At 54.9% G+C, this 399-nt stretch carries 1 pseudogene; it reads left to right on the plus strand.

Annotated elements, in window-relative coordinates:
- Window positions 1-399 (plus strand): annotated as a pseudogene (locus SB771_RS33595) (hypothetical protein); the annotation flags it as partial.

Raw genomic sequence — 399 nt, forward strand, 5'->3', positions numbered from 1 at the left:
CCCGGCAAAGGTCGTCGAGCGCTGGAATGCGGATGAGCCCTCGCAGTTTTTCTGGATCGATGACGCATTCGGCGTGACTCAGTACGAATCGCCTTTGGTACATGGCTGGAACCATTCTCTGGTACACGTAAGGATGATGTTGCGCCAAGGGGCCAAGATCGTCATGACCTCACGGGACTACATCTACAGCCGCGCTCGCCATGACCTCAAGGAAAGTGCCTTTCCTCTCCTAAGCGAAAGCCAGGTCGTGATCGACGTTCACAATCTGTCCGACCTCGAAAAGCAGCAGATTTTGTACGACCATCTGAAGCTCGGCAAGCAGTCTGCCGCATTCCGCTCTGATATCAAACAGCATCTGGAGTATGTGGCGGCACATCCGCGCTTCATACCGGAGACAGC

This window comes from Burkholderia sp. SIMBA_051, assembly GCF_046534915.1.
In the GTDB taxonomy this organism is placed as follows: Bacteria; Pseudomonadota; Gammaproteobacteria; order Burkholderiales; family Burkholderiaceae; genus Burkholderia; species Burkholderia ambifaria.